The organism is Vibrio navarrensis, from assembly GCF_015767675.1.
GTDB lineage: Bacteria > Pseudomonadota > Gammaproteobacteria > Enterobacterales > Vibrionaceae > Vibrio.
On the sequence record NZ_CP065217.1, the window covers coordinates 610219 to 632734 of the forward strand.

The following is a 22516-nucleotide window of genomic DNA, read 5'->3' on the forward strand; positions in this document are numbered from 1 at the left end:
TAGTCCCCCCTTGAAAAACGTCGAGCACGTATCCATCTTTCATACTGATTAAACCATTCATTTCAGTTGAGGGAAGGTAGGTATGCGTCTTGATCGATTTACCAGTAAGTTTCAAATCGCTATCTCTGATGCACAATCATTGGCGTTAGGGCGCGATCATCAATACATCGAACCCGTTCATCTTATGGTGGCGCTGCTCGATCAAAATGGCAGCCCAATCAGACCGCTGCTGACCATCTTAAATGTGGATGTCACGCATCTACGTTCCAAGCTCAGTGAAATGTTGGATCGCCTGCCGAAAGTCAGTGGCATTGGTGGTGATGTACAGCTGTCCTCATCGATGGGCACCATGTTCAATCTCTGTGACAAAATTGCGCAGAAGCGCCAAGACAGTTACATCTCGTCGGAAGTTTTCCTGCTGGCCGCTCTTGAAGACAGAGGTCCGTTAGGTCAATTACTTAAAGAGCTGGGGCTCACAGAGCAAAAAGTGAGCCAAGCAATTGAACAAATTCGCGGCGGTCAGAAAGTCAATGATCCGAACGCAGAAGAGCTGCGCCAAGCACTTGAAAAATTTACCATCGATCTTACCGAGCGAGCGGAGCAGGGCAAACTTGATCCGGTCATTGGCCGCGACGATGAAATTCGCCGCACCATTCAAGTATTGCAGCGCCGTACCAAAAATAACCCGGTGATCATTGGTGAGCCCGGTGTCGGTAAAACTGCGATAGTCGAAGGATTAGCGCAGCGTATTATTAATAATGAAGTTCCTGAAGGGCTGCGTGGTCGCCGCGTGCTGTCACTCGATATGGGTGCGTTGGTTGCCGGTGCGAAATATCGTGGTGAGTTTGAAGAGCGCCTCAAATCGGTCTTGAACGAGCTCTCTAAAGAAGAGGGCAATATCATCCTCTTTATTGATGAGTTGCATACCATGGTCGGCGCGGGTAAAGGCGAAGGTTCCATGGATGCGGGCAACATGCTCAAACCCGCATTGGCGCGTGGTGAGTTACATTGTGTGGGTGCGACAACACTCGATGAGTATCGTCAGTATATCGAGAAAGATCCGGCACTTGAGCGCCGCTTCCAAAAAGTGCTGGTTGATGAGCCAAGCGTGGAAGATACCATTGCAATTCTGCGTGGTTTGAAAGAGCGTTACGAACTGCACCACCATGTCGAGATTACCGATCCTGCGATCGTGGCGGCAGCCAGTTTGTCCCATCGCTACGTTTCAGACAGACAGTTGCCGGATAAAGCGATTGATTTGATCGATGAAGCGGCGTCCAGTATTCGTATGCAGATCGACTCCAAACCAGAAGCACTGGATAAACTAGAGCGCAAGATCATTCAGTTGAAAATTGAACAACAGGCGCTTAGCAATGAGCATGATGAAGCGAGTGAAAAGCGCCTACGCTCGCTCAATGAAGAGTTGAACGAAAAAGAGCGTGAGTTTGCAGAACTAGAGGAGATCTGGAATGCAGAAAAAGCCGCCTTGTCGGGCACTCAACATATCAAAACGGCACTCGATCAGGCGCGCATGGATATGGAGTTTGCTCGCCGCGCTGGGGATCTAAGCCGCATGTCAGAACTGCAATACGGCCGTATTCCTGAGCTCGAGAAGCAACTTGATCTAGCCACGCAAGCCGAAATGCAGGAGATGACGTTATTAAGAAATAAGGTTACCGACAACGAAATCGCAGAAGTGCTTTCTAAGCAGACCGGTATTCCTGTGTCAAAAATGCTGGAAGCGGAGAAAGAAAAACTGCTGCATATGGAAGAGGTTCTGCACAATCGCGTCATTGGACAAAAAGAGGCGGTAGAAGTGGTGTCGAATGCCATTCGTCGTAGCCGCGCTGGTTTGTCCGATCCGAACAAACCAATTGGTTCCTTCCTCTTCTTGGGACCAACTGGGGTCGGTAAAACCGAATTGTGCAAAACGCTCGCGAGCTTCATGTTCGACAGCGAAGACGCCATGGTGCGCATTGATATGTCGGAGTTCATGGAGAAGCACTCTGTGGCGAGATTGGTCGGCGCACCTCCAGGCTACGTTGGTTATGAGGAAGGCGGCTATCTGACGGAAGCGGTGCGTCGTAAGCCGTATTCTGTCATCCTTCTTGATGAAGTCGAAAAAGCGCATCCCGACGTTTTCAACATCTTGTTGCAAGTACTGGATGATGGGCGATTAACAGATGGACAGGGTCGTACGGTCGATTTTAGAAACACGGTTGTGATTATGACCTCGAATTTGGGTTCAACCCGAATTCAAGAAAACTTCGCCATGCTCGATTACCAAGGTATTAAAGAGCAGGTGATGGATGTTGTCGGCAAACATTTCCGTCCGGAGTTTTTAAACCGGATAGATGAAAGCGTGGTGTTCCATCCTTTGGGCAAAGAGCACATTAAATCTATCGCCTCCATTCAACTCGGTCGATTGGCTAAACGGATGGAAGAAAAAGGCTACTTATTGGAAGTGTCAGAAAAAGCGCTGGAATTGATCGCACAAGTTGGCTTCGACCCGGTTTATGGTGCGAGACCACTAAAACGTGCGATTCAGCAAAGTGTCGAAAACCCGTTAGCAAAATCCATTCTTTCTGGCCAAGTGTTGCCAGATAAGAAAATTCAATTGGTGGTCAGTAATGAGCAGATCATCGCTCATCAATAGATAAAGCTATACGAGTAAATGACAAAATAAGGGGCCAAGCCCCTTATTTTGTTTGGTAAATGCTCAATTGGGTTAAAGACTGACCGGTTGAACGTTAATTGCGATAAAAAAGCTATTTTTCACTTGCCAAGGAAAAAGCGTTCCCTATAATGCGCATCCACTGACACCGCAGACGCCACAAGGCTTCAGCAGTGCAGTAAGAGGGTAAAGCTTCTAAAAAAGAAATTTGAAAAAGTGTTTGACTCTTCAAATTAACTCGCTAGAATGCACCTCCGCTTCAAGAGAAAAGCTTCTCAAAAAGCAAGCTCTTTAACAATATAAACCTATCAATCTGTGTGGGCACTCGTTGATGATAATCCAAAAGATTTATCAATGAACTGAGTGACCAATTTGATACTTCGGTATCGAGCACAGTCAATTCAAGTTTTCTAGGAACTAGCTTCTAGGGACTAGAAACTTATCAGTATTCATTGAGCCGAAGCGCAAGCTTCAAAAAACTTTTAATTGAAGAGTTTGATCATGGCTCAGATTGAACGCTGGCGGCAGGCCTAACACATGCAAGTCGAGCGGCAGCACAGAGAAACTTGTTTCTCGGGTGGCGAGCGGCGGACGGGTGAGTAATGCCTGGGAAATTGCCCTGATGTGGGGGATAACCATTGGAAACGATGGCTAATACCGCATGATGCCCTTGTTTATAATGAACAGGGGCCAAAGAGGGGGACCTTCGGGCCTCTCGCGTCAGGATATGCCCAGGTGGGATTAGCTAGTTGGTGAGGTAAGGGCTCACCAAGGCGACGATCCCTAGCTGGTCTGAGAGGATGATCAGCCACACTGGAACTGAGACACGGTCCAGACTCCTACGGGAGGCAGCAGTGGGGAATATTGCACAATGGGCGCAAGCCTGATGCAGCCATGCCGCGTGTGTGAAGAAGGCCTTCGGGTTGTAAAGCACTTTCAGTAGGGAGGAAGGTGGTAGTGTTAATAGCACTGTCATTTGACGTTACCTACAGAAGAAGCACCGGCTAACTCCGTGCCAGCAGCCGCGGTAATACGGAGGGTGCGAGCGTTAATCGGAATTACTGGGCGTAAAGCGCATGCAGGTGGTTTGTTAAGTCAGATGTGAAAGCCCCGGGCTCAACCTGGGAATTGCATTTGAAACTGGCAAACTAGAGTACTGTAGAGGGGGGTAGAATTTCAGGTGTAGCGGTGAAATGCGTAGAGATCTGAAGGAATACCGGTGGCGAAGGCGGCCCCCTGGACAGATACTGACACTCAGATGCGAAAGCGTGGGGAGCAAACAGGATTAGATACCCTGGTAGTCCACGCCGTAAACGATGTCTACTTGGAGGTTGTGGCCTTGAGCCGTGGCTTTCGGAGCTAACGCGTTAAGTAGACCGCCTGGGGAGTACGGTCGCAAGATTAAAACTCAAATGAATTGACGGGGGCCCGCACAAGCGGTGGAGCATGTGGTTTAATTCGATGCAACGCGAAGAACCTTACCTACTCTTGACATCTACAGAATCCTGCGGAGACGCGGGAGTGCCTTCGGGAACTGTAAGACAGGTGCTGCATGGCTGTCGTCAGCTCGTGTTGTGAAATGTTGGGTTAAGTCCCGCAACGAGCGCAACCCTTATCCTTGTTTGCCAGCACGTAATGGTGGGAACTCCAGGGAGACTGCCGGTGATAAACCGGAGGAAGGTGGGGACGACGTCAAGTCATCATGGCCCTTACGAGTAGGGCTACACACGTGCTACAATGGCGCATACAGAGGGCGGCCAACTTGCGAAAGTGAGCGAATCCCAAAAAGTGCGTCGTAGTCCGGATTGGAGTCTGCAACTCGACTCCATGAAGTCGGAATCGCTAGTAATCGTGGATCAGAATGCCACGGTGAATACGTTCCCGGGCCTTGTACACACCGCCCGTCACACCATGGGAGTGGGCTGCACCAGAAGTAGATAGCTTAACCTTTCGGGGAGGGCGTTTACCACGGTGTGGTTCATGACTGGGGTGAAGTCGTAACAAGGTAGCGCTAGGGGAACCTGGCGCTGGATCACCTCCTTATACGATGATTATTGCGATGAGTGTCCACACAGATTGATATGGTTTAGATTAGAGCATTTAGTGGGTCTGTAGCTCAGGTGGTTAGAGCGTACGCCTGATAAGCGTAAGGTCGGTGGTTCGAGTCCACTCAGACCCACCACTACTGATGGGGCTATAGCTCAGCTGGGAGAGCGCCTGCCTTGCACGCAGGAGGTCTGCGGTTCGATCCCGCATAGCTCCACCATCTTTAAGTGCATTAGTGATAGTGCTTTTAAACATGGTTTCGAAAGAAATCTTGCTCTTTAACAATTTGGAAAGCTGACAAAACAACAATTTATTGTTGTTTGTAAAGTTCTCAATGTTTGTCTTTAAGACAAACACCAACAAAACACATTCAAGTGTTCTTGGGAATGTCACTGTTATAGTGACGATTCAAAATTGAGTCCGGCAAATCAATGCTATCTCGCTCATTCAAATAATGAGATAGCGAACCTTGGTTGTTTAACAAAGACCCTTTCGGGTTGTATGGTTAAGTGACTAAGCGTACACGGTGGATGCCTTGGCAGTCAGAGGCGATGAAGGACGTAGTAACTTGCGATAAGCGGTGATGAGGCAGTAACAGCCACTTGAGTCACCGATTTCCGAATGGGGAAACCCACTGGCATAAGCCAGTATCGCTGCATGAATACATAGTGCAGCGAAGCGAACCGGGAGAACTGAAACATCTAAGTACCCCGAGGAAAAGAAATCAACCGAGATTCCGAAAGTAGCGGCGAGCGAAATTGGATTAGCCCTTAAGCTTTACATGCGTTAGACGAATGGTCTGGAAAGGCCAACGATACCGGGTGATAGTCCCGTAGTCATAGGCGCATGTTCAGTGAAATCGAGTAGGGCGGGACACGTGTTATCCTGTCTGAATATGGGGGGACCATCCTCCAAGGCTAAATACTCCTGACTGACCGATAGTGAACCAGTACCGTGAGGGAAAGGCGAAAAGAACCCCTGTGAGGGGAGTGAAATAGAACCTGAAACCGTGTACGTACAAGCAGTAGGAGCACCTTCGTGGTGTGACTGCGTACCTTTTGTATAATGGGTCAGCGACTTAATGTTAGTAGCAAGGTTAACCGCATAGGGGAGCCGTAGGGAAACCGAGTCTTAACTGGGCGTATAGTTGCTAGCATTAGACCCGAAACCGAGTGATCTAGCCATGGGCAGGTTGAAGGTTGAGTAACATCAACTGGAGGACCGAACCGACTAATGTTGAAAAATTAGCGGATGACTTGTGGCTAGGGGTGAAAGGCCAATCAAACTCGGAGATAGCTGGTTCTCCCCGAAAGCTATTTAGGTAGCGCCTCGGACGAATACTACTGGGGGTAGAGCACTGTTAAGGCTAGGGGGTCATCCCGACTTACCAACCCTTTGCAAACTCCGAATACCAGTAAGTACTATCCGGGAGACACACGGCGGGTGCTAACGTCCGTCGTGGAGAGGGAAACAACCCAGACCGCCAGCTAAGGTCCCAAATTACAGCTAAGTGGGAAACGATGTGGGAAGGCTTAGACAGCTAGGATGTTGGCTTAGAAGCAGCCATCATTTAAAGAAAGCGTAATAGCTCACTAGTCGAGTCGGCCTGCGCGGAAGATGTAACGGGGCTAAGCTGTAAACCGAAGCTGCGGCAATGTGCTTTAGCACATTGGGTAGGGGAGCGTTCTGTAAGCCGTTGAAGGTGTGTTGTAAAGCATGCTGGAGGTATCAGAAGTGCGAATGCTGACATGAGTAACGACAAGGGGGGTGAAAAACCTCCCCGCCGGAAGACCAAGGGTTCCTGTCCAACGTTAATCGGGGCAGGGTAAGTCGACCCCTAAGGCGAGGCCGAAAGGCGTAGTCGATGGGAAACGGGTTAATATTCCCGTACTGCTTATAATTGCGATGGGGGGACGGAGAAGGCTAGGTGGGCCAGGCGACGGTTGTCCTGGTTCAAGTGCGTAGGCTGAGTGTTTAGGTAAATCCGGATACTCTTAAGGCTGAGACACGACGTCGAGCTGCTACGGCAGTGAAGTCATTGATGCCCTGCTTCCAGGAAAAGCCTCTAAGCTTCAGATTATAAGCAATCGTACCCCAAACCGACACAGGTGGTCGGGTAGAGAATACCAAGGCGCTTGAGAGAACTCGGGTGAAGGAACTAGGCAAAATGGTACCGTAACTTCGGGAGAAGGTACGCTCTTGATGGTGAAGTCCCTCGCGGATGGAGCTGACGAGAGTCGCAGATACCAGGTGGCTGCAACTGTTTATTAAAAACACAGCACTGTGCAAAATCGCAAGATGACGTATACGGTGTGACGCCTGCCCGGTGCCGGAAGGTTAATTGATGGGGTTAGACTTCGGTCGAAGCTCTTGATCGAAGCCCCGGTAAACGGCGGCCGTAACTATAACGGTCCTAAGGTAGCGAAATTCCTTGTCGGGTAAGTTCCGACCTGCACGAATGGCGTAATGATGGCCACGCTGTCTCCACCCGAGACTCAGTGAAATTGAAATCGCTGTGAAGATGCAGTGTACCCGCGGCTAGACGGAAAGACCCCGTGAACCTTTACTACAGCTTGGCACTGAACATTGACCCTACATGTGTAGGATAGGTGGGAGGCTTTGAAAACGTGACGCCAGTTGCGTTGGAGCCGTCCTTGAAATACCACCCTTGTATGTTTGATGTTCTAACGTTGGCCCCTCATCGGGGTCGCGGACAGTGCCTGGTGGGTAGTTTGACTGGGGCGGTCTCCTCCCAAAGAGTAACGGAGGAGCACGAAGGTGGGCTAATCACGGTTGGACATCGTGAGGTTAGTGCAATGGCATAAGCCCGCTTAACTGCGAGAATGACGGTTCGAGCAGGTGCGAAAGCAGGTCATAGTGATCCGGTGGTTCTGAATGGAAGGGCCATCGCTCAACGGATAAAAGGTACTCCGGGGATAACAGGCTGATACCGCCCAAGAGTTCATATCGACGGCGGTGTTTGGCACCTCGATGTCGGCTCATCACATCCTGGGGCTGAAGTCGGTCCCAAGGGTATGGCTGTTCGCCATTTAAAGTGGTACGCGAGCTGGGTTTAGAACGTCGTGAGACAGTTCGGTCCCTATCTGCCGTGGGCGTTGGAAGATTGAAGGGGGCTGCTCCTAGTACGAGAGGACCGGAGTGGACGAACCTCTGGTGTTCGGGTTGTGTCGCCAGACGCATTGCCCGGTAGCTAAGTTCGGAATCGATAACCGCTGAAAGCATCTAAGCGGGAAGCGAGCCCTGAGATGAGTCTTCCCTGATACTTTAAGTATCCTAAAGGGTTGTTCGAGACTAGAACGTTGATAGGCAGGGTGTGTAAGCGCTGTGAGGCGTTGAGCTAACCTGTACTAATTGCCCGTGAGGCTTAACCATACAACACCCAAAGGGTTTTGGTGGACTCGATACAAGAACGAATTGAATGTGTTGAAAAGAACTTAAACAGCTTTCCAGATTATTCTCTAGAAATAGAGAGAAAGAATTTGCTTGGCGACCATAGCGTTTTGGACCCACCTGATTCCATCCCGAACTCAGAAGTGAAACGAAACAGCGTCGATGGTAGTGTGGGGTCTCCCCATGTGAGAGTAGAACATCGCCAGGCTTTAACTTGTTGTCTTTAGATTTTTAAGAAAAATCTGAAGACAAAAAAAGTAGACGAAACGTCTAACCAGACAGCGGAGCGGTAGTTCAGTCGGTTAGAATACCGGCCTGTCACGCCGGGGGTCGCGGGTTCGAGTCCCGTCCGCTCCGCCATTTATAAAGAGACCTTGCAAGATTGAAAGGTTTTGTCAAATCTGCAGGGGTGTAGCTCCAATTGGCAGAGCAGCGGATTCCAAATCCGCGTGTTGGGAGTTCGAATCTCTCCACCCCTGCCATCATTGAAAGCCTCAGTCGAAAGACTGAGGCTTTTTTATATTCCTCGCTTTACTCTATTTTCTCGAACTCCAGCATTTCTTGCTAAGGGAACTCTATTGGTGTTGCTGGTTCTTCTTGCGGAATAAAAAGAAACCCATCCATGCTATTCCAAGGAATGTGTGGAGTAAGCGTTCCCCACGCATAACGTAATACCAATATAAGTAAAAATGTGATCTAATTGAGGCCATTCAACGATAAAACTTATTCGCTATGGACAGTCTCAATAATATCGACTTTAAAAAGCTCGCAAGCCAGCAGAAATCTATTCAGATGAAAATGAGATTGCTGGCCCTCGCTCATTTCAAAGAGGGACACTCTCGCACCCAAATCGCCAAGTTTCTTATGGTGAGCCGAACCAGTGTTAATAAGTGGGTTCACACTTTTCTTGAAGAAGGATTAGAAGGGCTGAAGGAAAAGCCAAGAACGGGACGACCCCCCTTCTTAACTTCTGAGCAAAGAGAGCAGTTGAGCCAATACATAAAAGATAAAGCCAATGATACACAAGGCGGACGACTGACTGGGGCCGACATCCACGCTTATATCGTGAAAGAATTTGGCCAGCACTACCACCCTGACTCTATCTATTATACCAATCTGGAAAATTAACTGGTCAGATTAATCCACTCTCTTGTACACATCTTGCTAACTCTATCTGTACTGTCCAAGAATCGATTCCAAGCCTTGCACACTTTCTCCACGATATCCTCATAATCGGTAAAACTCTGATTGGCAAGAGAGTGTTGTCTGAGCCAGCTCCACACTTGTTCTATCGGGTTTAGCTCTGGTGAATAGGGCGGGATCTTGATGATACTGACATTGCTAAACGGTTCTGCAATGTCATTGGTATGCCAACTCGCCCCATCCATAATGATGACGGCATGACGCCCTTTTTCAGTGATTGCCGATATTTGCTTTAAATGCTCGATCATGATCTCTTTATTAACCCAAGGAACGACCATCGCTTCGCCAATTCCTCTCGCGGGACAGACAGAACCAAACAGATACGCATATTCAAATTGTTGTTGCTTCACGGCTCGGGGGCGTGTTCCTTTCTCTGCCCATAACCGTGTTGTCGTGTTTTGTTGCCCAAATCTGGCTTCATCTTGAAACCAGACATCAACATGCTCTAGAGCGATATGTCCTGGGATCTTCAGGATCGTTTCAATTTTGAATTTTTTTTAAAATCGTCTTGGACTTCTTGAGATTGCTTGGGGTGTTTTGAGCGGGAAGTTATCCATGACAAGCCCATGTGGTCGAGCAGGTAATAGATAGAGTCAGGGTGGTAGTGCTGGCCAAATTCTTTCACGATATAAGCGTGGATGTCGGCCCCAGTCAGTCGTCCGCCTTGTGTATCATTGGCTTTATCTTTTATGTATTGGCTCAACTGCTCTCTTTGCTCAGAAGTTAAGAAGGGGGGTCGTCCCGTTCTTGGCTTTTCCTTCAGCCCTTCTAATCCTTCTTCAAGAAAAGTGTGAACCCACTTATTAACACTGGTTCGGCTCACCATAAGAAACTTGGCGATTTGGGTGCGAGAGTGTCCCTCTTTGAAATGAGCGAGGGCCAGCAATCTCATTTTCATCTGAATAGATTTCTGCTGGCTTGCGAGCTTTTTAAAGTCGATATTATTGAGACTGTCCATAGCGAATAAGTTTTATCGTTGAATGGCCTCAATTAGATCACATTTTTACTTATATTGGTATTACCTGCTCGACCACATGGGCTTGTCATGGATAACTTCCCGCTCAAAACACCCCAAGCAATCTCAAGAAGTCCAAGACGATTTTAAAAAAAATTCAAAATTGAAACGATCCTGAAGATCCCAGGACATATCGCTCTAGAGCATGTTGATGTCTGGTTTCAAGATGAAGCCAGATTTGGGCAACAAAACACGACAACACGGTTATGGGCAGAGAAAGGAACACGCCCCCGAGCCGTGAAGCAACAACAATTTGAATATGCGTATCTGTTTGGTTCTGTCTGTCCCGCGAGAGGAATTGGCGAAGCGATGGTCGTTCCTTGGGTTAATAAAGAGATCATGATCGAGCATTTAAAGCAAATATCGGCTGTCACAGAGAAAGGGCGTCATGCCTTCATCATTATGGATGGGGCGAGTTGGCATACCAATGACATTGCAGAACCGTTTAGCAATGTCAGTATCATCAAGCTCCCGCCCTATTCACCAGAGCTAAACCCGATAGAACAAGTGTGGAGCTGGCTCAGACAACACTATCTTGCCAATCAGAGTTTTACCGATTATGAGGATATCGTGGAGAAAGTGTGCAAGGCTTGGAATCGATTCTTGGACAGTACAGATAGAGTTAGCAAGATGTGTACAAGAGAGTGGATTAATCTGACCAGTTAATTTTCCAGATTGGTATGACTTTAATTCGGTGATTAAAACGCGGTGATCCGCTTGAGTATAGGGCTGCGTTGTGTACCAAGGGCACATCATACGTGGCGCAGTTTCTTTGATCTTCTTGTAGTTCGCCATGTCCAAGTTGTTGGTTGTTAGATAGTTTTCCAGTTCCTCAAACATGATGCTGCAGCCAGGATCGCTATTGATGCGGGCATCGTAGCCAATCAGCAACAACGGTTTTTCTCTCTGGGGAGCATCATTAACATACCTCATCAATGCGGCCACTTCTTGGCTAAAACGGTGCCCATACATGTAGTTGGCATCGGGACCGATCACTGCCTCCTGTAACGTTTGTTTGCCGTTGAGGTAATTTTGCCACGCAGCTAGCCCGTCATAGAGGCCTGCTTCAAATGCGATAAAATTTAAATCACCCTCTTCATACAGTGCCTTGGCCATGCGCGCCTTATAGCTGTAGGCCTTGGATCCTTGGTGGGTTCTCTCTCCAACGCTGACGATGTCAATAGCGCGAGTTGCGGAGATGAATTCACTTAAGTCCATGTTATTACTATTTAAATCGGTGCTAAGTAACGCTTGATAGTGAATATCTCCAACCGCCTCTGGTTCAGTGTTATTACAACCGGTGAGGAGAATTAGGCTTACTAGGGCAAATCTATGCATATCTACTCCTTTTTCTTCTATTTCAATCGAGTAGCAGAGGGAAAGATAGGAATAAGAAATTGGGCTGCGAGCGACTGCAAAATAAGAGCTCAAGTGGGTGTGTTTGGGGAGTTAATCGAGCTTACGCGAAGGCTACTTTTAGAAAGGTTTTTCTACGTACAGGGCTGCAGTGAGTTAAACTGTCGGAATCCTAATTGAGATAAATGACGCTGGATGATGGCATGAGAGGAGGAAAAGTGGGGGAAATTTATCTGCTGTTCGCACTGTTACTAACGAGCTTTTTCTCATACGCATCGACCCCTTGGGAAACGGTCTCTACGCCAATCGTGGCAGATGCCCGTGCCATTGGTTCCTACGCAAATGGTTGTCTTATTGGAGCTGTGGCTTTGCCTTTAGAGGGGGAAGGATTTCAAGTAGTTCGTGCTGAAAGAAGGCGCTATTTTGCTCACCCTGACACACAGAACTTTGTGCAGCGCCTTGGCCTGTATGCCAAAGAGACACTGCACGCCAGTTTGATGATTGCCGACGTCGGTCTCCCCCGTGGTGGCCGATTCGCTTATGGGCATGCTAGCCATCAAACGGGATTAGATGTGGATGTCTGGTTAAAACTGAACTCTAGCCCATTAGAGATACAGCGATTGGCTGAGGCAAAGACCGAAAGTCTGGTTGATGTGAAAGCTCAGAACATTGATGAGGCCGTATGGCGTGATGACTACTTTGAACTGGTAAAAAAAGCCGCAGAGGATGAACGTGTGGCGCGTATTTTTATCAATCCGGTGATCAAAGAGCGCCTGTGCGTGATGGAAAAGAGCGACGAGCGAGATTGGCTGCGCAAGGTGCGTCCATGGTGGGGACACAGCGCCCACATGCACGTTCGGCTTAAATGCCCACAAAACAGTGATGAATGTGTCAGTCAGCCGCTGCCACCTGAGGGCGATGGATGCGGTGAAGAGGTGACCAGTTGGCGCATTCGCCCCACACCGCTACCCCAAAAACCATCATCTCCCCCGCCTATGCCAGAGGCGTGTCTGAGAGTGCTTGAAACAGACAGAGCGCCATAAAAGCGCTCTGTGTGATTCTTAGGTAAGTCCCTGAATAATAACGAATTTCTCAAGTAGCTGTGCTTCAGTTTCGATATATGCAGGGTCGGTAATAATGCACTTGGTGATCGGACAAACGGACTGGCAGGTTGGCTTGTCGTAGTGTCCTTTGCATTCCGTACAGAGGTTGGGATCAATTTCAAAGATCTTCTCCCCCATCGAAATCGCACCATTCGGACACTCAGGGTCACACATGTCGCAGTTAATGCATTTATCCGTGATGAGCAGTGCCATAACTACTTACCTGTGGGGTTGCGGGTATCCTGACCGTCATTCAGATTACGCATCAGTAGAGCGTATTGCAGATCTAGCTCGGCAGGTACTGGCACGTAAACAAAGTGACCATTGCCTTTTGCGTCGTCAATGGCTTCACCTTTGCGGTTTTCCATCGCTTCCAATCTGAAAATGACATTACCTTTTGGCGTCATCAGTTCTAAGCTGTCACCCACGATGAACTTGTTCTTCACTTCCACTTCCGCCATATCGCCGCGGCGTTTGCCAGTGAATTCTCCGACAAATTGCTGTGCGTCTGACACTGAGTAGCCGTAGTCGTAATTTTGATAGGCATCGTGGGTGTGGCGGCGAAGAAAACCTTCGGTATAGCCACGGTGCGCCAAGCTTTCCAGTGTGCCCATCAAGCTCTCGTCAAAAGGCTTGCCTGCAACCGCGTCATCGATCGCTTTGCGGTAAACCTGAGCGGTACGCGCACAGTAGTAGAACGATTTAGTGCGGCCTTCGATTTTCAATGAATGCACACCCATTTTCGTCAAACGTTCAACGTGCTGTACGGCACGCAGATCTTTGGAGTTCATGATGTAGGTGCCGTGTTCATCTTCAAATGCGGCCATTTTTTCTTCTGGACGATGGCTTTCAGAGAGCAGTACCACATCGTCAATCGGCTTGCCGCGACCAATGGTGGTCTCAGGGCGCTCTTCCTGTACTTCAATTGCTTGAGCTGCGTTTGGATCGAACTGTTCGACGATCTGGCCAGCATCATCTTCTTTCCCTTGCTCAACTTTGTATTCCCAACGGCAAGCATTGGTGCATGTACCTTGGTTTGGGTCGCGTTTGTTGATGTAGCCGGAGAGCAGGCAACGGCCAGAGTAAGCCATACAAAGAGCGCCGTGAACGAACACTTCCAGTTCGGTTTCAGGGCAATGTTGGCGAATTTCTTCGATCTCTTCGAGTGACAGTTCGCGAGAGACAATCACACGTTCCACGCCATAAGCGGCCCAGAATTTGACGGTTGCCCAGTTGACCGCGTTCGCTTGTACTGACAGGTGAATGGCCATATGCGGAAAGGCTTCTCTCACCATCATAATCAGGCCCGGGTCTGACATGATCAGCGCATCTGGGCCCATATCTACCACAGGTTTGAGATCACGGATGAAGGTTTTAAGTTTGGAGTTGTGTGGCTGAATGTTGCACACCACATAAAACTTCTTACCTTGAGCATGTGCTTCATCGATACCGATTTGCAGATTCTCATGGTTGAATTCGTTGTTACGTACACGCAGGCTGTAGCGAGGTTGTCCGGCGTAAACCGCATCGGCACCGTAGGCAAAAGCATAGCGCATGTTTTTCAAGCTGCCCGCTGGTGACAATAGCTCGGGAACAAAAGGTTTGGTGGATGTCATTGCTCGTTTTCTCTTCTCTCTGATCTCAGGTCAGTCCAATTCCACCAGATGGAATTGGGGCGCAAATTTTACGCTAAATTGTGATCTTTGACTAGGTAAAGGAGAGAAAAACGCCTTCATCAAGAAGGCGTCGAAGAAGCGATTAAGCGTTGGGATGGGGAAGACCACCCAGCGCTTCATACAAGTTAGGTAAGAAGGCCGAGAGCTCACCGCAGAGCAAAGAGAAATCGGCATCAAAACGCGCCGCTTGATCTTCGCGAGGGATATCGTCGTTTTGATCGCGCAATTCATCAGAAAACTTAAAGCGCTTAATGCTACCGTCATCTGCGAGAATGAACTCAAGACGCTGCTGCCAATCGAGGGCAAGTTTGGTCACCATTTTGTCTGCTTCGATGTGGCTGCGGATCTCATCGCTGGTCAATTCTTGCTTTTTACAGCGAATGATTCCGCCATCTTCCAGTACCGATTTGAGCTCGGCTTCGTCCAGCAGAGTAAAGCCTTGCGGCGTTTGACCTGTTTTGACCCATTCGGTGAGTGTCACTTCCACGGCCTTTTCTGGAATAGCCGGAACCACAGGTAAGCTGCCCATGGTTTTACGCAGCAGCGCCAGTACTTCTTCGGCTTTCTTGTAGCTGCTGGCATCGACCAAAATAAACCCTTCTGTAGGCAGAATGAGCACATTGGTGTGGTTGCTGCGGCTAAACGCTCTGGGTAACAAATCGATAATGATCTCTTCTTTTAAGGCGTCCTTCTCTTTTTTCTTCAAAGGACGACCTTCTTGCGCTTCCATCGCTTCCACTTTGGCGTTGAGTGAGTCTTTGATCACTGACGCAGGCAGCATTTTCTCTTCTTTTTTGGCGCAGAGCAGGATGCGGTTCTCTGATACGTGAGTCATCATATCGCCATGTCTGCCCATCGCTGTCACCCAGCCAAATTTCTGTTTGTCTTGACTGCCACAAGGGGTAAAACGGAACTCAGCCAACTGTTTTTCCAGTTGTTCAGCGTTGAAATCTATGTCGCGATTAACGCGGTAGACCATACAGTTTTTAAACCACATAACGTGTCTCTAGGCTAAAAATAAGGGGGCCATAATAGGCAATTTTAGGGCGCTTGTCTTAAGGGAATTTCAAAAATTGATGATGAATTGATAAAGAAAGTTATATGAAAATTTGTTTGCAAAGGTCACAAAAGTGTCATAATTGGCGGTAATAATGCTTACAGTTGCAAAGGGCTAGGGCCTGAAAATTATTCAAACTAACATAAGGTTATTCAATTATGTCTAGAAGGATTCTGGTAGTCGAAGATGAAGCGCCAATCCGAGAAATGTTGTGCTTTGTCTTAGAGCAGAAAGGTTATCAGGCGGTGGAAGCGGAAGATTACGACACTGCGGTAACTAAGCTCGCTGAACCCTTCCCGGATCTGGTTTTACTGGATTGGATGCTACCTGGTGGCAGTGGTATCAACTTTATCAAACATATGAAGCGTGAAGAGCTGACGCGCAATATCCCGGTGGTGATGCTCACCGCGCGTGGTGAAGAAGAAGATAAAGTACGCGGTCTTGAAGTTGGGGCAGACGATTACATTACTAAGCCATTCTCGCCGAAAGAGTTAGTGGCGAGATTAAAAGCAGTGATTCGCCGGGTGACGCCAACAGCTCTCGAAGATGTGATTGACGTACAAGGCTTGAAGTTGGATCCGGTTTCTCATCGTGTTACCGCCAATGATCAGCCCGTCGACATGGGCCCGACGGAATTCAAAATGCTGCATTTCTTCATGACTCACCAAGAGCGGGTTTACAGCCGCGAACAACTGTTGAACAATGTCTGGGGCACCAATGTGTATGTGGAAGATCGCACCGTCGATGTGCATATTCGTCGCTTACGTAAAGCGCTTGAAGACGCTGGACATGACAAGCTGATCCAAACCGTTCGTGGCGCAGGATATCGTTTCTCAACAAAAGCGTAATACCATGTCGGAGTGTTGAGTGGTTGAAAGATTAACGTGGAAAAAGCTGGCTTGGGAGCTGGCTTTTTTTTACACCCCTTGGGTGATCGTAGGATGGATTTTTGGTTCGATGCCGTGGTTGCTGCTGGCTGCCACGGTGTTGCAGCTTGGCTGGCATCTGCATAATCAGGTACGCCTTTCTTCTTGGCTTTGGGATGAAAAACGCCTCACGCCACCATCAGGGAGCGGTCATTGGGAGTCGCTGTTTAATGGCCTGTATCGCTTGCAACAAAGGCAGCGGCGTAAGCGCAAAGAGCTGACCAATTTGATCAGACGCTTTCGCAATGGGGCCGAATCGCTGCCCGATGCGGTAGTGGTGTTTCGCGCCGAAGGCAACATTGTTTGGTGCAACAAACTGGCGCAACATCTGCTCGGTTTTCATTGGCCAGAAGATGCTGGGCAGCCTATTTCCAACTTGATCCGTACACCGGATTTTATTCGTTATCTCAGTAATAAAGATTTCTCTGAGCCGCTAGAAATGCGCGCGCCGCTGAACATTGAGCGCACGCTGGAGCTGCGGATCGTGCCATACACCGAAGGTGAGCATTTGATGGTGGTGCGTGACATCAGCCAACTGAAACAGTTAGAAGGGATGCGCCGCAACTTTTTTGCTAACGTTTCACACGAACTGCGCACGCCAATGACGGTATTGCAAGGCTACTTAGAGATGACGGAAGATCCTGATGTGCTGGCTGGCCCGATGTGGAGCAAAGCACATGGCGTAATGACCGAGCAGCTCAATCGCATGAATAGCTTAGTGAATCAACTGCTGACCTTATCCAAAATCGAGGCTGCGCCGATTCACGAACTGGATCAAGTGGTGCATGTGCCTGCTATGTTGGACGTGCTGGAAAAAGAAGCAGTCAGTTTAAGCGGCGATAAAGCGCATGTGATCAAGTTTGATGTCGACAAGAGCTTAAAAGTGTATGCCGACGAAGACCAACTGCGCAGTGCTATCTCTAATCTGGTCTACAATGCCGTCAAGTACACCCCAGCTGGAGCACATATCGATGTACGTTGGTTCAACACCAGTAAGGGGGCGTGTCTTGAAGTGCAAGACAGTGGCGATGGTATCGAGCCACAACACATTCATCGCTTGACCGAACGTTTTTATCGCGTCGATAAAGCGCGCTCTCGTGACACCGGTGGCAGCGGACTCGGGCTGGCGATCGTCAAGCACGCGCTCTCCCATCATGACTCGCATTTGCAGATCCAAAGCCAAGTGGGGGTGGGCAGTAAATTTTCTTTCGTTCTTCCCAGTAAGTTGGTGGTGAAATGAGAGTGCTATGGAGTTTGACGCTCAGTTTGTCGCTGCTTAGTCCGGCGCAGGCGTTTGATACCCCGCTAGAGGATTATCACAAAGTGCCGGGCGTGTCAGGCAATCTGCTTTCCGTTGGTTCGGACACGCTGGCGGGGATGACGACATTGTGGGTGGAGGAGTTTAAATCACTTTATCCGAACATTAATGCCCAAGTTCAAGCGTCGGGTTCTTCCACAGCGCCACCTGCGCTCACAGAGCAAACGGCGCAGTTTGGGCCGATGAGCCGCCCGATGCGCTTGCGCGAGCTGGAGGCGTTTGAACGCGCTCACGGCTACAAACCCACGGCGTTACGGGTAGCGATTGACGCGATCGGTATTTTTGTTCATCAGGACAACCCGGTTGAAGGGCTCAATTTCCAGCAGCTTGATGCCATTTTTTCGGCCACTTTGCGCTGCGGGGCGAGAGATTTTGCTGGCAACTGGGCAGAGCTGGGGATTGATGCTGAATGGGCCAAGCGCAACATCCAGCTGTTTGGGCGCAACTCAGTCTCCGGTACATATGGCTATTTCAAGAAAAACGCCCTTTGCGGTGGCGATTTCAAAAATCGCGTCAATGAGCAACCGGGCTCCGCTTCTGTGGTTCAATCAGTGGCGTCCACCATCAGCGGTGTAGGCTATTCAGGTGTGGGTTATCGAGTGGCGGGCGTACGCTTAATACCGATAGCTAAAGAGGGAAGGGATTATATTCAACCAACGCGGCAAAATATTGTGACGGGGATTTATCCCTTGTCACGCTATCTGTATGTCTATGTCAATAAACATCCGAGCCGGCCACTTAGCCCGATTGAAGCGGAATTTATCCGTTTTATCTATTCTGCTCAGGGGCAAGCGCTGGTGGAAAAAGATGGCTATGTATCGATTACGCGCGAGTTTGCCAAGAATGAGTTAAGTAAAATTGGTCTGTAGAACTGTGTATTAAAAAGAATTAAAAAAGGCCCGTTTGGGCCTTTTGCTGTTTTGACTGGCCTTGTCACTCAATCACCAGTTGCCAGTTCACTTGTTGCCAGCGCTCTTGTTCACTTTGCAAATCGGCGGAGAGCAGTTTGTTATTGTCCAACCAATCAGCCTGTTGACCACGGAGCGTCCAGCAGTTGCCGTTCACTTCCAAACTGAATTCCGGCAAGGGATCATCGTTGCGCTGGCCGTTGATCAATATCGCCAAACGTAAAATGCGGATCAAATGCACCACTTGCTCTTTATCATAGAGATGGAAATCCGCCAGTTCCGTCAGCTTGAGCGATTTACGCTGATATCGGGTGAGGGAAGAGAGTAAAAGCTGCTGCTCGCTGTTAAAGCCAGGCATGTTGGTATGCTGGAGAATATAAGCCGAATGGCGCTGAAAAGCGCGTAAACTGATGCTCAGTCCCACTTCGTGCAGCAATGCGGCCCATTCGAGCATAGCGAACAGATCGCTCTTGCGCTTTATGCCGAGCGTTTGATGTACCTGCTCAAGTAGCTCTACGGCCAAGCCTTTTACTCGCGCAGCGTGCTCTAAGTCAACCAGATGCTTTTTCGCCAAGTTTTCTGTGGTGCGCATGCGGATGTCTGAACGTGCTAAGCGCGATTCCATTTCGTACATCAAGCCTTCGCGCAGCGCACCGTCAGAGTAGTGCATCTCTTTGATTTTTAGATCTTGGAAGATAGCGCTGAGAATAGCGACGCCAGCGGCAAATACGCTTTTTCGCTCTTCGGTTAAGCCAGGAAGCTCGATATCGTTGATGATGTCAAACTCGCACAGCACTTCAATTAGAGTGTTAAGGCGTGGGCCGGTAATGATACCGTCTTCAAAACCGATACCAATCAACACCTCGCGTATCGCTTTGATGGTACCTGAAGAGCCAAAAGCAATGTCCCAACCGCGTTTGCGATACTGCGCTGCGATCGATTCCAGTTTCTGCTCTGAGGCGAGAATCGCTTTGGAGAAGTTCTTCTTGGAAATCTTTCCGTTGCTAAAAAAACGGTTGGTGAAACTGACGCAGCCCATCTGTTTGCTGTTGAGCAGTTCCGGCTCGAACTCGGTGCCGATGATCATCTCGGTACTACCACCGCCGATATCAATCACCAGTTTCGATGTCGCCTCAATTTGCGTGTGGGTGACACCGAGATAGATAAGGCGTGCCTCTTCTTCCCCAGGAATGATTTCAATCGGGAAGGGCAGCACTTGCCGCGCACGTTGCAAAAAAACGTGCGCGTTTTTCGCTTGGCGCAGGGTATGTGTGGCGGCAATCCTGACATTATCTGCATCGAATCCTTGCAAGCGCTCGGCGAACATGGAGAGGCATTCAAGGCCGCGTTCCATCGCTTCATCGCTTAAGTTCATCTCATCGTCTAAACCATCTGCAAGCTGAACTCGTTGTTTATGACGGCTGACCAGTTGCAGATCTTCATTTGCAACTTTCGCGACGACCATGTGAAAGCTATTTGATCCAAGGTCAATAGCCGCTATCTCTCTGGTGTTACTGGCTGTTGTCATTCGTTTCTAATTGCCCTTTATTCTTACGTGTCTGTTTCTCTACATTTTTAAGATAGTCGTAAATCGCTATTTGAGAACGAATTTTTTTCCGGTTGCCGCGTTCAACGTAGCTGTTACTCATCTCTTTATCGATGCGGCGGGCTTTCACTGTATCGATAAATTGAATGTTGAGAATGTCGATAATACGCTGCTTGATGCGTGGATCTCTCACGGGGGCCATCACTTCGATTCGGTTATCGATATTGCGCTCCATCCAGTCGGCCGAGGAGATGTACACCAGCGGATTGCCGTCATTATGCACCACCAGAACACGAGGGTGCTCGAGGAAACGGTCAATAATACTGATGATCTCAATATTTTCACTGACGCCTTCAACACCAGGCACCAAAGAACACATACCGCGCACGATCATACGAATTTTCACGCCCGCATTATTGGCGCCGTACAGCTTGCTGATCAATCCTTTGTCAACCAAGTTGTTGACCTTAAGTGTAATCTCGGCTTTCTTGCCAGCTTTGGCATTGGCAATTTCGCTGTCGAGCAGACGATAGATCTGGGTACGTGAGTTGCGTGGTGAGACGATCAAATGGGTGAATTTCACCGGACGGAACGGATTCTCAATGTAACCAAACACCGCACGCACTTCCGCTGCGAGCTCTTGATCGGCCGTGAGCAGAGAAAAATCGGTGTAGATACGAGCGGTGCGCTCGTGGAAGTTTCCGGTGCCAATGTGGGCATAGCGGACAAATTGATCCTCCTCGCGCCGGGTGATCAACAGCAACTTGGCGTGGATTTTCATCCCCGGAACACCAAAAATGACGTGAACGCCCGCATCGGTCAGCACGCGCGACCACTCAATGTTGGCCTCTTCGTCAAAGCGAGCTTGCAGCTCGACTACCACCACTACGCGCTTACCGTTGTGCACCGCATCCACCAAAGAGCTCATCAAACGGGAATTTTTCGCCACGCGATAGATATTGATCTTAATGCTGACCACTTTCGGATCAAACGAGGCCTGGCGTACCAGCTCTGTGATGTGTTCGAAAGAGTGATAGGGGTAGTGCAGCAAAATATCCTGTGCACGGATCGCGTCAAAGGCGTTGGCGTGACCTTCAAAATCGGCGCAGCTCATTGGAGGCAGCGGTTTATTTTCTAAGTAATCACGGCCAACGTTTGGAAAGCCGATGAAATCTTTGAAATTATGGTAACGCCCCCCAGGGATCAAGCTGTCGTAATGAGAAATCCTTAATTTAAAACAGAGGTATTTCAGCATCTCTTCCGGCATTTCGCGCTCATAAACAAAGCGGATCGGAAGTGCGGTCAAACGTTGGCTTAAGCCTTCTGACATCTGCTCTAATAGGCTGTATTCCACTTCATGACGCAAGTCGTATTCGGCGTCGCGCGTCAGTTTCATTGCGTAGCCATTGAGTTCATCGTATTCGAAGAAACCACGAAAAATGTCGTTTAGGCAGTAACGGATGATGTTATCGAGCAAAATGATGGTTTTCTTTCGTTTGCCTTTTTGCTCTGGCACCATGACAAAACGTGGCAAGTGATCGGTTGGGATCTCAAGCAGGGCATACTTCGAGGTGCTGCCAGTTTTAAGCTCAACGGCGATGTAGGCGTATTCGTCTTTGAGAAATTGCAGCACGTCGATTTCGTCGGTCAACATCACTGGCGTGATGTGCGGTAGCACTTCTCTTCGGAAGTATTTGGTGATCCACTTTTGCTGTGATTCGTCCAACTGCCCTTCGTTGACCAAAAAAATTCGCCGACGTGCCATTTCACGAATGAGCTCACTGTAGAGCTCGTCAAAACGTTCATTCAGTTTGAGTGCTTTGGTTTGCATTTTCGACAATAAGTGCTTGGAAATGTCGTTGCCACCTTGCTCACGGTTAATCAGAATACGACGCTTGACATCGGAAAAGCGAACTTTATAGAACTCGTCCAAATTATTGGAGAAGATCCCCAAAAAGCGAATTCTTTCGATCAAAGGAACGGTTTTATCCGCCGCTTCCTGCAAAACTCTTTCATTGAAGGAGAGCCAACTGAGCTCTTTTTCGATATACAACTTTTCCGCGCTCATAACCTAACCTAACCTAACCTGACACTAATAAAAATTTATAGATAAGTGGTTCTTTAACCCTTATTGAGCAAGAACATTATGTGTTTTTTGTTACAGATTTATTTCATATCATGTTCTAGGTAATAGTTGTATTCTTTTCATACGGTTAATGTGATCTGTAATATAATTGTCATCTTAACGAAATATTATGCTTTTACGTGTAAATAGGT

General features: G+C 48.6%; 12 protein-coding genes, 4 tRNA genes, 3 rRNA genes and 1 pseudogene. 14 read left to right on the top strand and 6 right to left on the bottom strand.

All coding sequences use genetic code 11. From position 1 onward, the window contains the following. Positions 1 to 82: 82 nt before the first annotated feature. The 9 genes from clpB to I3X05_RS02725 all read left to right on the top strand — a co-directional run bounded on the left by clpB (position 83) and on the right by I3X05_RS02725 (position 9259). Entirely contained in the window at positions 83 to 2656 is a 2574-nt protein-coding gene (clpB, locus tag I3X05_RS02685; protein WP_045569970.1) for an ATP-dependent chaperone ClpB, read from the top strand. Positions 2657 to 3157: 501 nt separating this feature from the next. Further along, positions 3158 to 4717: ribosomal RNA gene (locus I3X05_RS02690) — 16S ribosomal RNA — on the top strand. Positions 4718 to 4779: 62 nt separating this feature from the next. Further along, positions 4780 to 4856, top strand: a tRNA-Ile gene (locus I3X05_RS02695). 8 nt (positions 4857 to 4864) lie between these two features. Further along, positions 4865 to 4940, top strand: a tRNA-Ala gene (locus I3X05_RS02700). Between the two features lie 283 nt (positions 4941 to 5223). Then, a 23S ribosomal RNA gene (locus I3X05_RS02705) occupies positions 5224 to 8113 on the top strand. A 110-nt stretch (positions 8114 to 8223) separates the two neighbouring features. After that, positions 8224 to 8339 (top strand): 5S ribosomal RNA (gene rrf / locus I3X05_RS02710). Together the 16S, 23S and 5S rRNA genes with 4 tRNA genes alongside form the textbook arrangement of a ribosomal RNA operon. Before the next feature lie 75 nt (positions 8340 to 8414). After that, a tRNA-Asp gene (locus tag I3X05_RS02715) sits at positions 8415 to 8491 on the top strand. 45 nt (positions 8492 to 8536) lie between these two features. Further along, positions 8537 to 8613, top strand: a tRNA-Trp gene (locus tag I3X05_RS02720). A 250-nt stretch (positions 8614 to 8863) separates the two neighbouring features. Then, entirely contained in the window at positions 8864 to 9259 is a 396-nt protein-coding gene (locus tag I3X05_RS02725) for a helix-turn-helix domain-containing protein (RefSeq protein WP_337970946.1), read from the top strand. Here the strand turns inward: I3X05_RS02725 and I3X05_RS02730 are convergent. Then, positions 9256 to 10292 (bottom strand): IS630 family transposase gene (locus tag I3X05_RS02730; RefSeq protein ID WP_425304492.1). Its coding sequence is split into 2 segments (ribosomal slippage): positions 9256 to 9827 and positions 9827 to 10292, totalling 1038 coding nucleotides; the frame shifts between segments, so codons are not numbered across the junction. The two genes, I3X05_RS02725 and I3X05_RS02730, sit on opposite strands and share 4 nt — an antisense overlap. Positions 10293 to 10350: 58 nt before the next feature. On the opposite strand from I3X05_RS02730, the pseudogene I3X05_RS02735 reads away from it, so the two are divergent. Both I3X05_RS02735 and mepA read left to right on the top strand, forming a co-directional pair. After that, positions 10351 to 11015, top strand: a pseudogene (locus I3X05_RS02735) (IS630 family transposase); the annotation flags it as partial. Between the two features lie 875 nt (positions 11016 to 11890). Then, the gene (gene mepA / locus I3X05_RS02740; RefSeq protein ID WP_052702516.1) at positions 11891 to 12748 is read left to right on the top strand and encodes a penicillin-insensitive murein endopeptidase; all 858 of its coding nucleotides are present in this window, start codon (positions 11891 to 11893) and stop codon (positions 12746 to 12748) included. 18 nt (positions 12749 to 12766) lie between these two features. Here mepA and I3X05_RS02745 read toward each other — a convergent pair whose 3' ends face one another. The 3 genes from I3X05_RS02745 to rdgC form a co-directional block, all read right to left on the bottom strand. Further along, on the bottom strand, positions 12767 to 13021 hold the full coding sequence (locus I3X05_RS02745) for a YfhL family 4Fe-4S dicluster ferredoxin (RefSeq protein ID WP_045569248.1): 255 nt from the start codon (positions 13019 to 13021) through the stop codon (positions 12767 to 12769). A gap of 2 nt (positions 13022 to 13023) precedes the next feature. Beyond that, a complete protein-coding gene (gene yegQ, locus I3X05_RS02750) occupies positions 13024 to 14424 on the bottom strand; it encodes a tRNA 5-hydroxyuridine modification protein YegQ (RefSeq protein WP_045569249.1) in 1401 nt (466 codons plus the stop codon). 142 nt (positions 14425 to 14566) lie between these two features. Further along, positions 14567 to 15481 (bottom strand): recombination-associated protein RdgC, encoded by a 915-nt coding sequence (gene rdgC / locus I3X05_RS02755; protein ID WP_045569250.1) that lies wholly within the window; start codon positions 15479 to 15481, stop codon positions 14567 to 14569. Between the two features lie 218 nt (positions 15482 to 15699). On the opposite strand from rdgC, the gene phoB reads away from it, so the two are divergent. Genes phoB through I3X05_RS02770 form a run of 3 tightly spaced genes read left to right on the top strand, consistent with a single transcriptional unit; the run spans position 15700 to position 18654 of the window. Beyond that, the gene (phoB, locus tag I3X05_RS02760; RefSeq protein ID WP_039424239.1) at positions 15700 to 16389 is read left to right on the top strand and encodes a phosphate regulon transcriptional regulator PhoB; all 690 of its coding nucleotides are present in this window, start codon (positions 15700 to 15702) and stop codon (positions 16387 to 16389) included. A gap of 19 nt (positions 16390 to 16408) precedes the next feature. Continuing rightward, positions 16409 to 17707, top strand: coding sequence for a phosphate regulon sensor histidine kinase PhoR (phoR, locus tag I3X05_RS02765; protein ID WP_039442291.1), 1299 nt, complete (start codon positions 16409 to 16411; stop codon positions 17705 to 17707). Next, positions 17704 to 18654 carry a PstS family phosphate ABC transporter substrate-binding protein gene (locus I3X05_RS02770; RefSeq protein WP_045569251.1) on the top strand — a complete coding sequence of 317 codons (951 nt, stop codon included), beginning with the start codon at positions 17704 to 17706 and terminating at the stop codon, positions 18652 to 18654. Before phoR ends, I3X05_RS02770 begins: the two co-directional genes overlap by 4 nt. A gap of 64 nt (positions 18655 to 18718) precedes the next feature. Here I3X05_RS02770 and ppx read toward each other — a convergent pair whose 3' ends face one another. Together ppx and ppk1 are read right to left on the bottom strand one after the other, a co-directional pair. Continuing rightward, positions 18719 to 20221 (bottom strand): exopolyphosphatase, encoded by a 1503-nt coding sequence (ppx, locus tag I3X05_RS02775; protein ID WP_045570612.1) that lies wholly within the window; start codon positions 20219 to 20221, stop codon positions 18719 to 18721. Further along, complete coding sequence (ppk1, locus tag I3X05_RS02780; RefSeq protein ID WP_045570611.1) at positions 20205 to 22307, bottom strand: polyphosphate kinase 1; 2103 nt, start codon at positions 22305 to 22307, stop codon at positions 20205 to 20207. The genes ppx and ppk1 overlap by 17 nt, the downstream gene beginning before the upstream one ends. Between the last annotated feature and the right edge of the window lie 209 nt (positions 22308 to 22516).